Origin of the sequence: Candidatus Chloroploca mongolica (genome assembly GCF_004762035.2) — a bacterium.
GTDB classification, from domain to species: Bacteria; Chloroflexota; Chloroflexia; order Chloroflexales; family Chloroflexaceae; genus Chloroploca; species Chloroploca mongolica.
Map to the genome: position 1 here is coordinate 297,380 of NZ_SIJK02000001.1, position 11,452 is coordinate 308,831.

Genomic DNA, 11,452 nt, shown 5'->3' on the forward strand with positions numbered 1-11,452 from the left:
GGCTCATTGGGAAGATCCGTGTGGAATACCTGACAGTGTCAGGTATTCCAGCAACTAAGAGGTCCTGAAAGCCCGCTTTCTACGCTGTCACATCTTTGCTATGATATTCAGAGATGGAAGAGCAAACTGATCGGCCCCGATTCACCCCCACGCAGTCCTGTTGTTGCAATAATCATCTCCTCCCCGGTTCTGTCGCGTCGACAAGGCTGGCCAGCAGGCTCTGGGCACAGGGTGATGCGCTGTCCGTGTGCCAGAGCGCAAGAAAAGAAGAAAGGAACGCCCTATGGAGAATCTTGGATCGCTCCGCTGCAGCAACTGCGGCACGCCGCTGGATCTGCCTGCCAAGGGTGTATTTGGCGTTAACTGCCCGGTCTGCCAACTCCTCAACACCTTTGGTGTGCTCCTCCCCGATTCCGACCTCACCGCCGAGACGTTTGAGGCACAGCTTGGCAATCTGGTCGCCGAGGCCCGCGCAAGCGGCATCCCGCTCGATGTCATTGTTCACACCCTGCGCGACGAACTAGAGTTCTCGGCTGAGCTTGCGAGCCGTGGGCGGGATTTGTATGTGCAGATCGTCGATCTTGGCCCCAGCACAAGCCAACCCCTGCGCCGATCCCAGCGTGACGAGAGCGCCATGCTGCGCGGCCGCAGCGTCGGAGGTTAGGGGCAATGCAAAGAAGGCGGTTTTTTTGACGCAAAGGCGCAAAGGCGCAAAGGCGCAAAGGTTTTCGTGGAGGTGCGCGTATCCTGCGCGGCTTGGCGTGCGCTTCTTTGAACGGTATTGAGGGTAGGGGCGCAGGCCCCAGACATACTTATTTTGGGCGTGGCCGACTTTGCCAGACAAGCTGGCAAGGTCGGCCATTAGGTGCGAGATTCTAGAGTGCCAGCAAGGAGGGTCTCATCATGATTCGCAAGACGTGCGCATCACTCGCGGATGGCGTTCGGTCACTCGGTGCAAGTCTGTTCCCACACCCCGCACCGGATCCTCTGGCTGAGCCGACCTTCGCCCCCTTGCTCGGCGACCTGCTGAGTGCCGAGCAGTTGGATGCGCTTGCCCTCGCCCTCGCCAGCGACCAGGCTGACGCTACCGTGCGGACGCACGGCGGCAACATCCTGCGCAGCGCGCTCGATCATGATGAGCGGCAGATCGCCGGGGCGCACCGGAGCCTCGGCGAGGACATCCGGCTGAGTGTGCCGATCAGCCCGGCCGCCGAGTGGCTGATCGATAATGCCTATCTTGTCAATGAGCAGATCCGCACGATCCGCCACGATCTGCCACCGGGCTACTACCGCCAATTGCCGAAGCTACGGCATGGCCCGTTCGCCGATCTGCCCCGCGTCTACGCCATCGCGCTAGAGCTGATTGGCCACACCGATGGTCGAGTGGATGCCACAGTGTTGCTGCGCTTCCTCAGTGCCTACCAGTCAATCACCCCGCTCCAGATGGGTGAGCTCTGGGCCGTGGCGATCATGCTGCGGATCGGATTGGTCAAGAACCTCAGCCGACTATCGGCCCAGGTACTCCAGGTGCGTGCGCTCCGCCACGAGGCCGACACCTGGGTCGAGCAGTTGCTCGGTGCGCCAGGCGAGGCTATGGGCGCAGATGTGCTGCGTGCGCTCACGCGCCGTCACCCGGCCCTGCCCATCACGCTCGCCGCCCAACTGCTGCGTCGCCTGCGCGCCCACGAGGGCGAGCACGACATCGGTCGGGTGGTGACCTGGCTGGAGACCCAGCCCGTCACGCCGCACACGACGATCGAATCGCTCATCCACGAGGAGCACCAGCGTCAGGCCGCGAATCAGGTCTCGGTCGGCAACACCATCAGCAGCATGCGCGCCCTGGGCGCGATCAACTGGCCAGACTGGTTTGCGCAGGTGAGCCAGATCGAGCATCTGCTGTGTCGTGACCCGGCGGGAGCCTATGCGCGCGGCACCAGCGCAACCCGCGACCGCTACCGCCACGCGGTCGAAGATCTGGCCCGCGGGGCGCGCATGAACGAGGTCGAGGTCGCACGCCGCACGGTCGCCCACGCCCACGCGGCAGTCGGTGCCGACGCACGCCAGCGCCACGTCGGCTACTATCTGGTGGGCGCAGGGCGCCCGGCGTTTGCGGCCCAACTTGGCTACCGTCCGTCACCCCTGGAGCGCGCCCGCAATGCGGCGATGGCACACCCAACGGCGTGCTACCTGGGGGCTGTCGGCGCGGCCACGGCCGCAATTGTGGCCACCGGGCTGCGGCTGGCGCGGCACGGCTATGCCATAGGGGGGAAGCATCGGCAAGGGATGGGTGCTGGCCAGCGCCCATCCCTTGCCGATGCTTCCCCCCTCCTACCCATCGCCCTGGCGCTCATCCCGGCCAGCGCACTGGCGGGCGAGTTGGTCAACCGCGCCATCACGACGTTCTTGCCACCGCGCGTGCTACCGCGCCTCGATCTCTCGGCGGGCATCCCCGCTAAGCTGACGACCGTGGTGGTGATGCCGACACTGCTACTGACTCCAGACAGCGTGGGCCGCCAACTCGACACCCTGGAGGTGATCGCCCTGGCGAACCAGGATCCGAACCTGCACTTTGCCCTGCTCACCGACTTCGCCGACGCGCCCGAGGAGAACATGCCCGAGGATGCCTCGCTGCTCGATGCCGCAGCTGAGCGCATGCGCCAACTCGCCGAGCGCCACGGCGCGGATCGCTTCCTGCTGCTGCATCGCCACCGCATCTGGAATGAGCAGCAGGGCCGCTGGATGGGCTGGGAGCGCAAGCGCGGCAAGTTGGAGGAGTTCAACACACTGCTGGTCGGCGCGGGCGAGACATCCTATGGCGTAATGGTCGGCGACCTGCGCGTATTGGAGCGCGTGCGCTATGTGATCACCCTTGACGCCGACACACAGATGCCGCGTGACGTCGGCCAGGCCCTGATCGGCACGCTGGCCCACCCGCTCAACCAGGCCCGGTTCGACCCGCTGACCGGGCGAGTGGCTGAGGGCTACGGCATCCTCCAGCCGCGGGTCGGCATCGACCTGCCCAGTGCCACGGCCAGTCGCTTCGCCCGCGTCTTCGCTGGAAATATTGGCGTTGACCCCTATACAACCGCCGTCTCGGATGCCTACATGGATCTGTTTGGCGAGGGTATCTTCGCCGGCAAGGGCATCTACGACCCGGCGGTTCTACGCACGGCGCTGCACGGGCGCTTCCCCGAGAATGCCCTGCTGAGCCACGACCTGATCGAGGGCCTCTACGCCCGCGTCGGGTTGCTCTCCGATGTGGAGGTAGTGGACAGCTACCCGACCACCTACGCGGCCTGGGCGGCACGCCAGCACCGCTGGGTACGCGGCGACTGGCAGATCGCGGCCTGGCTGCTGCCTCGCACACCGTCGGCCGAGGGCTGGCGGGCGAACAGCCTGCCAGTGATCGCGCGCTATAAGATCTTGGACAACCTGCGACGCAGCCTCACCCCAGCCGCAACGGTCGCCCTGCTCGTCGCCGGCTGGCGCTGGCTGCCCGGCCGCCCGGCGGTCTGGACATGCCTGGCCCTGGCGCCCCTAGCCGCGCCGCTGGCGTTCGACCTGCTAGCCGCCGCCCGCGCCGCCGTGCTGGAACCGGGCAATATGGGTGCGCTGCGGGCCAGGCTCCGCGAGCTTCAACTCAGCGCTCTGCGTCTGGTTCTCAACGTCGCCTTTCTGCCCGACCAGACCTTGCTCAACCTTGATGCGATCGTCCGCACCCTGACCCGCACGCTGATCACGCGGCGCAACCTGCTCGAGTGGGAGACCGCCGCGCAGTCGCAGGGCCGGCTCCAGCGCTCCCATATGCCGGTGCTGCGCCGAGGCGCGCCCATGCTCATCGTCGGCGCGGCCCTGGCGACTGCCCCTGGTCGCCGGCACGCCGAGGCCCTCTCTGCGCTGCCGATACTTGCTGACTGGCTCGCTGCGCCAGCCCTCGCCGCCTGGCTCGACCAACCACACATTCATGCGGTACTCCCAATCAGCGCCGAAGATCAGCTTCTGTTGCGACGGCTGGCCCGTGCCACCTGGACCTTCTTTGAGCAGTTCGTCCGCGCCGAGGCCAACTTCCTGGCCCCCGATAACTTCCAGGAGACACCGCGCCCCCTGATCGCCGACCGCACCTCGCCCACAAACATCGGGCTCCAGCTACTGGCCGATCTGGCCGCCTACGACTTTGGCTATATCGGCGTGCTGGAACTGACCGAGCGCACCGAGCGGGTATTCGCGACGCTGGCGCTCCTCGAGCGTTACGAGGGCCACCTGCTGAACTGGTATGATACCCGTACGCTGCACCCGCTGCCGCCAGCCTATGTCTCGACGGTGGACAGCGGCAATTTCGTGGCGACCCTGCTCACCCTGCGCCAGGGCTACCTGGCCCTGCGCAATACGCCGCTGATCGGCCAGCAAGCCCTCGTCGGGATCGAGGATTCCCTCGCGCTGATGGAGCAGGAGCTTGGGGACCATGGGTCGGCGCGCAAGGCGGTTGCCACCCTATCCGAGTTCCTCCGCGATACGCCTGCTACGGTGGGCGGTTATCGCGATCTGCTCGGCGAGGTACTAGAGTGGGCGGAGGATCTAGGCGACGTCGGACCTGTCGCCATGTGGGGTGCTCGCATTGGCCGCCAGGCTCGCAGCCTGCTGGAAGATATTGATAGCCTCGTGCCCGCATTGGATCACCGTGACCGGCCACCGACCCTCGGCGAACTGGCTGATACCGGCGTCTCCACGGCCACCACCCTGCTTGCACGCCATGCCTGGATCGCCCGCGCTTGCACCGATCAAGTTGAGGCGATGCAGTTTGACTTCCTCTACGACAGTCAGCGCCACCTCTTCTCAATCGGCTATCGCGTGTCCGATGAGCGGCGCGACAGCTCCTTCTATGACCTGCTGGCCTCCGAGGCCCGCCTGGGCAGCTTCCTGGCGATCGCCAGAGGCGATGTGCCGCAGGAGCACTGGTTCCGCATGGGACGTGGCCTCACGGCGGTGGGCTTGGGCGCGACGCTGCTCTCGTGGAGTGGCACTATGTTTGAATACCTGATGCCGCTGCTGCTGATGCGCCGCTACCCCGAGACACTGCTCGACTCCACTTACGCCGCCGCCGTTGCCCGCCAGATCGCGTACGGCAAAGAGCGTGGCGTGCCATGGGGCATCTCGGAGTCGGCCTACAATGCACGCGACCTGGCGATGAACTATCAGTACCACGCCTTCGGTGTGCCTGGCCTGGGGCTGAAGAGCGGCCTCGACGACGATCTCGTGATCGCGCCCTACGCGACGATGCTGGCCCTGCCGGTGCGCCCAGCCGAGGCCCTGGACAACCTGCGGGTGCTGGTCGCCGATGATATGTTTGGCAGCTACGGGCTGTACGAGGCCGTCGACTACACGCCAAGCCGCCTGCCGCCCGGCCATCGCCGCGCGATCGTGCGCTCGTTTATGGCCCACCACCAAGGCATGAGCCTGCTCGCCCTGGATAACGTGCTCCACGCCAATGTGATGCAGCGGCGCTTCCACGCCGAGCCGCTCGTACAGTCAGCCGAGACCCTGCTCCAGGAGCGGGTGCCCCAAACGCGCCCGGCCCAGACGGCGCGGACGGCCGCACGCGATCCCCAGATCGCCTTTGCGGCCCCACCATCGCCGCGCCAGTTCAACACGCCCTTCACCAGCGTGCCCTACAGCCACCTGCTCTCCAACGGTCGCTACCGCCTGATGCTCACCACTGCTGGCGGTGGGAGCAGCAGCTTCGATGATCTGGCCATCACGCGCTGGCGCTCTGACGTGAGCCGCGACGACTGGGGTAGCTTCATCTATATCCGCGACGCCCGCAGCGGCGCGGTCTGGTCCACCGCTCACCAACCAACCCGCCACCAGTCACAGAGTTACCAGGTAACCTACGGCCTAGATCGGGCCGAGTTTCGGCAGCGGGTGGCCGGGATCGACACGCGCATGGAGGTCGTGGTCTCGCCTGAGGAGCACGCCGAGCTGCGTCGGGTCACGCTCACGAACCTCACCAGTGCGCCACGCGAGCTAGAACTGACGAGCTACAGCGAGGTGGTGCTAGCCCCGCCCGCCGCCGACGAAGCCCATCCCGCCTTCTCGAACCTGTTCGTCGAGACCGAGTTTGTGCCCGAGCACGACGTGCTGCTGGCCGTGCGCCGCCCGCGTGCTGCTGGTGCCGCCCGCATCTGGGCCATCCACAGCGTGAGCGTGCGGGGCCACCCCCTTGGTGCCACCCAGCACGAAAGCGACCGGGCCGCCTTCGTCGGGCGCGGGCGCAGCATGGCCGACCCGCAGGCGCTCCACATACCCCTTGGCGGGCACACCGGCGCCGTGCTTGACCCAGCGCTGAGCCTACGCCGGCGCGTGCGGATCGCGCCTGGGGCCAGCGCCCAAATCACCTTCGTCACCGGCGTGGCCGAGGGACGAGCCGAGGCGCTGGCCCTGGCCGCCCGCCTGCGCGACCCGGCCGCCGCAGAGCGGGCCTTCGAGTTGGCCTGGACCCAGAGCCAGGTGGAGTTGCACGATCTTGATATTGACGCCGACCAGGCCCACCGCTTCCAACGCCTCGCCAGCGCCGCGCTCTTCCTCGACGTGCGGCGGCGGGCCTCACCCGAAACCCTCACGGCGAACACCAGAGGTCAGCCCAGCCTGTGGTCTTACGGCATCTCCGGTGACTTCCCGCTGGTGCTGGTGCGTGTCGGCGTAGACGACGAGTTAACCCTGGTGGCCGAGTTGCTGCGCGCCCACGAGTATTGGCGGCTCAAGCGGCTAACACTGGATCTCGTCATCCTCAACGAAGACAGCGGAGGCTACGCGCAGGGACGCCAGGATCAACTGCTCAGCCTGGTGCGTAGCAGCCGCGCCGGGGCGCTGCTCAACCAGCGTGGTGGCGTCTTTCTCCTGCGTGGCGATCTCGTGCCCGCAGCCGACCAGGTGCTGCTGGAGGCAGTAGCCTGCGCCTTGCTGTCCACCCGCCGGGGCGACCTGGCCCAGCACCTGCGCCGTCGCGAGTCTGATGCTGGCCAAGCCCCTGCCGTGCCAATCATCTCCGTCATAGATGACGCACCACTCCCGCCCGTCACCCTGATCCAGCCCTCGCCCTACGGCGGTTTTACGCCCGACGGGCGCGAGTATGTGATCGACCTGATCCCCGGGCGGCCCACCCCTGCGCCCTGGATAAATGTGGTCGCCAACCCTGGCTTCGGCTGCATCGTCACCGAGAGCGGCGGCGGCTACACCTGGGCCGGCAATAGCCGCGAGAACCGGCTTACCCCCTGGGCGAACGACCCGGTGCGCGACCCCCTGGGCGAAGCGCTCTACCTACGCGATGAGACCAGCGGCGCGATCTGGTCGCCCACACCGCGCCCCGTCGGCGCAGGCCATGTGCGTGTGCGCCACGGCTTTGGCTACAGCAGCTTCACGCGCCAGCGCGGCGACATCGCTAGCGATTTGACGATCACTGTGCCCAGCGATGACCCGGTGAAGATCTTCCGCTTGCGGCTGCGCAATCACGGCGACCAACCCGCGCAGCTGACGGCGACGCTTTACGCCGAGTGGGTGCTGGGCGTCTTCCGCGCCCAGATGGCCCCCTACATCGTTACTGCCTATGACGAGGAGTGCGCCGCGCTGCTGGCCCACAATGCCTACAACGTCGAGTTCGGCGGGCGGGTGGCGTTCCTCGCCGCGAGCGAGCACGTGCTGAGCTACACCGGCGACCGCACCGAGTTCATCGGGCGCAACGGCGACCTCGGACGCCCAACAGGCATGGCCGCCCGCACCCTCTCAGGTCGCGTCGGCGCAGGGCGCGACCCATGCGGCGCCATTCGCTGCGCACTCGATCTGGATCCCGGCGAGGAGCGCGAGCTGGTCTTTCTGCTTGGTCAGGGCACCGACACCGCTGAGGCGCGGCGGCTCGTCGAGCGCTACCGCACACCGAACGCGGCGGCCCGCGCCCAGCAGTCCGCCGTCGCGGGATGGCACACGCTGCTCGGCGCGACTCAGGTACAGACGCCCGACCCGGCCCTCGACCTGCTCTTAAACGGCTGGCTGCTCTACCAGACCCTGGCCTGCCGGGTCTGGGCGCGCTCGGCCTTCTACCAATCGGGCGGGGCCTACGGCTTCCGCGACCAACTCCAAGATGTGATGGCCCTGACTCAGGCCGCGCCTGAGGTGGCTCGTGCCCAGATCCTGCGCGCCGCCGCACGCCAGTTTGTCGAGGGCGACGTCCAGCACTGGTGGCATCCGCCGAGCGGGCGCGGCGTCCGCACCGGCTTCTCCGACGACTACCTCTGGCTGCCCTATGTCACCTCCTATTACTGCGAGGCGACGGGCGACCTCGCGCTGCTCGATGCACCGGCACCCTACCTGGAGGGCCGGCCCTTGGAGCCGGGCGAGGCCGAGTACTACGACCTACCCACGGTCTCAGCGCGTCAAGCCAGCCTGTACGAGCATTGTGCGCGGGCGATCGACTATGGGCTAGGGCGGATGGGCGCTCACGGCCTGCCGCTGATGGGTGCTGGCGACTGGAACGACGGCATGAATCTGGTGGGTGCCGGCGGCACCGGCGAGAGCGTCTGGGTCGGCTGGTTCCTGATCGCGGTGCTGCACCCGTTCGCCAATCTGGCCGCAGCCCGCGGCGACACCGAGCGCGCTACACACTACCGGGCCGAGGCCGAGCGGCTACGTGTAGCCATCGAGACCAGTGCGTGGGACGGCGGCTGGTATCTGCGCGCCTTCTACGACGACGGCACGCCGCTTGGTGCGCAGGCCAACGCAGAGTGCCAGATCGACTCGCTGACCCAGTCCTGGGCGGTGATCTCAGGTGTCGGCGACCCGGCCCGCGCACGGGCGGGCATGGAGGCGGTGGACAACCTGCTTGTCGACCGTGAAGCCGGGCTGATCCGGCTCTTCACTCCGGCCTTCGACCAGGGCGACCATAACCCAGGCTATATCAAGGGCTACCTGCCGGGGGTGCGTGAAAACGGCGGCCAGTATACCCACGCCGCAATTTGGACGATTTGGGCATGGGCGCTGCTGGGCGAGGGCGAGCGAGTGGCCGAACTGCTGCAACTGATCAGCCCGGTACACCACGCCGCCGAGCACAGCGCGCGCTACATGGTTGAGCCCTATAGCCTCGCCGCCGATGTCTACACCGCCATCGGCCACGCCGGACGCGGTGGCTGGACGTGGTACACCGGATCGGCGGGCTGGTTCTACCGGCTGGGCATCGAGCAGTTGCTCGGCCTGCGCCGCCGCGGCGACACCCTTACCGTCACCCCATGCCTACCGCCAGAGTGGCCCGGCTACACCGCGAACTACCGAGTCGGCACGGCGACCTACCAGATCACGGTCGAACGCGGAACCGATGCACTGGTGACGCTTGATGGCGTGGAGGTGTATGACGGCCAGATCCCGCTGCACGATCATCCTGGGGCGCATGAGGTTCGCGTTGTCATCGCCGGGATGGAACCCTCACACTGTCAGGGATACTGCTCATACGAGAGTCGGAGTTTATCGGCTACCGCTCTTCACCCACATTCGCTAGACTGAAGGTACACATCATTCATTCTCTACGTCAGGTACGACGATATAAGCAAGCAGCGCTCTACGAATGAGCAGTGCTCTTCTACGAGTGAAAGGAACATATCAATAATGCGAACCATAACCGGACTTTTCGACAAATTAGATGACGCTCAGAGCGTCGCGCAAGAGCTGATCGATCACGGCATCCCGCGCGAGGATATCAGCATGGTGGCGAATGATACGAACGAACAGCAGCACAAGCAAAACGAGGTCGGCGCAGACCAATCGGTGGGTACGGGTGCGATAGGCGGCAGTGTCGTCGGCGGGGCGGTCGGCCTGCTGGTCGGCGCCGGGTTGCTCGCCATCCCTGGGATTGGCCCGGTGCTGGCGATCGGCCCTCTCGCCGCCGCTATCGGTAGCATCGGCGCTGCGGTGGGTTCCACCGCCCTCGGGGCCGGTGTCGGCGCGAGTGTCGGTGGCCTGGCCGGCGGCCTGATGGGCGCCGGAGTGCCCGAAGAGTCCGCCAACATCTATGCCGAGGGCGTGCGACGGGGCGGCGTGCTGCTGACCGTGAGCGTCGAGGAGGCCATGGCCGAGCAGGTCGATGTCGATGCGATCCTCCACCGCTATGGGGTGGTAGACATCGATCAACGCAGCAAGGAGTGGGACAGAACCGATTGGACTCCCTCGCTAGCAACGGACACGATCCACCCGGACTTCGCCCAGGGCCAGCGTGTTGCGCCACCCAGTACGTTCAGTTCGGACTTCGCCCAGGGCCAGCGTACCATGCCAGCCAGCACGAATCACCCGGACTTCGCCCAGGGCCAGCGCAGTACGCCACCCAACACGAACCAACCAGACTTCGCCCAGGGGCAGCGGGTTACGCCACTCAGCAACAACTACCCAAACGCCACCACCCACGGTATGCACGACGCCAACGGCAACAATGATCACGACTTCCAGACCCATTATCAGTCGACGGTAGCAGCAGGCGGACGGCCCTACAGTGACTATGCCCCGGCCTATAGCTTTGGCTCTGATATGGCCACCGACACGACTGTTAACGGTCACACGTGGGATGCGGTTGAGCCAGATTTGCGCCGTACCTGGAATCTGAGCCATCCGAACACCTGGGATGAGTTCAAGACAGCTGTGCGCTACGCTTGGGAGAAAGGCACCAGACAACACTAGGCCACAGCATCCAAATAAGCAAGCAGCACTGTTCTACGAATAAAAGGAACACAGCAATGATTCAAACTATAACCGGACTCTTCGACAACGTAGGTGACGCCCAGAGCGTCGCGAATGATCTGATCGATCACGGTATCCTGCGCGAAGATATTAGCATGGTGGCCCGTGACGCGAACGACGCGAGCGTCCGTCAGCACGAGGTAGGCGCAGATCACCCGATAGGTTCGGGCGCGGTCGGCGGCAGCGTGGTCGGCGGAGCGGTCGGCCTGCTGGTGGGCGCCGGATTGCTCACCATCCCTGGGATTGGCCCGGTGCTGGCGATCGGCCCTCTCGCCGCCGCTATCGGTAGCATCGGCGCTGCGGTGGGTTCTACCGCCCTCGGGGCCGGTGTCGGCGCGAGTGTCGGTGGCCTGGCTGGCAGTCTGATGGGTGCCGGAGTGCCCGAAGAATCGGCCCATATCTATGCCGAGGGCGTGCGACGGGGTGGCGTGCTGTTGACTGTCAGCGTCGATGCAGCCATGGCCGAGCGGGTCAATGTCAATGCGGTGATGCACCAATATGGGGTGGTAGACATCGATCAGCGCAGCAAGGAATGGCACAAAACTGATTGGAACTCTTCGCCGGCAACGGACACGAACCACGCGGACTTCGCCCAGGGCCAGCGTACTGCGCCAGTCAGCACCGCCAACCCGGACTTCGCCCAGGGCCAGCGTACTGCGCCAGTCAGCACCGCCAACCCGGACTT

3 protein-coding genes and 1 pseudogene are annotated in these 11,452 nt (G+C 66.1%); all 4 read left to right on the forward strand.

From position 1 onward, the window contains the following. Positions 1–283 precede the first annotated feature (283 nt). On the forward strand, positions 284–664 hold the full coding sequence (locus EYB53_RS01370; RefSeq protein WP_135475933.1) for a hypothetical protein: 381 nt from the start codon (positions 284–286) through the stop codon (positions 662–664). Positions 665–903: 239 nt separating this feature from the next. Further along, a complete protein-coding gene (locus EYB53_RS01375; protein ID WP_254150820.1) occupies positions 904–9,543 on the forward strand; it encodes a glycoside hydrolase family 94 protein in 8,640 nt (2,879 codons plus the stop codon). Positions 9,544–9,645: 102 nt separating this feature from the next. After that, positions 9,646–10,707 carry a general stress protein gene (locus EYB53_RS01380; protein WP_205712551.1) on the forward strand — a complete coding sequence of 354 codons (1,062 nt, stop codon included), beginning with the start codon at positions 9,646–9,648 and terminating at the stop codon, positions 10,705–10,707. Positions 10,708–10,763: 56 nt separating this feature from the next. Further along, a pseudogene (locus tag EYB53_RS01385) lies at positions 10,764–11,452 on the forward strand (hypothetical protein); the annotation flags it as partial.